Source organism: Vibrio sp. 378 (assembly GCF_033339435.1).
The window spans coordinates 1-597 of the sequence record NZ_JAWOUO010000820.1 but is presented as its reverse complement, the minus strand read 5'-3'; the positions used below and the strand labels follow the sequence as shown (position 1 = coordinate 597).

Annotated in this window: 1 protein-coding gene; it reads right to left on the bottom strand. The window is 47.4% G+C overall.

The features are described 5' to 3' along the window. A partial coding sequence (locus R7Q48_RS29035; RefSeq protein WP_318133820.1) for a toprim domain-containing protein occupies nucleotides 1-590 on the bottom strand: 590 nt, incomplete at its 3' end. Nucleotides 591-597 lie beyond the last annotated feature (7 nt).

Below are 597 nucleotides of genomic sequence, written 5' to 3'. Positions count from 1 at the left end.
CCAACCGAGAGCACTCCTTGGTAGCCAGCCTTTTGTCCCAGTAAAGTATAGGCGCGAGACATATTCATTCCGTACAACCAATCCGCTCGTGAGCGCGCGAGAGCGGAAACAGACAGAGGAATAAAATCACGATTACTGCGCATTGAGTTTAGTGCGCGCTTCACCGCAGGTAAGTTCAAGTCAGAAATCAGCAAACGCTGTGTCGCTTCTTTCTTAGTTTTGGAAAGCTTGCAGTAGTCGAGAACCTCATCAACTAACAACTGCCCTTCACGGTCTGGGTCTCCCGCATGAATCACTTCGGTTGCTTCTTTGAGCAATTTACGAATCACGGTTAACTGCTTACTGGCACTTTTTCTCGGTCTAAGTTGCCATTGCTGAGGAACAATCGGCAGATCGGCCATGTTCCATTTTTTGTAGCGTTCATCGTAAGCGTCTGGCTCAACTTGCTCTAGCAAATGACCAATACACCACGTCACCACATCACCATTTCCACAACGGATAAAGCCTTGGTCTTTCTTTTGGGGATTAGGTAAAGCAGCCGCAATAGCACGGCCTAGACTGGGTTTTTCAGCAATAAACAGACGAGACATAAGGATT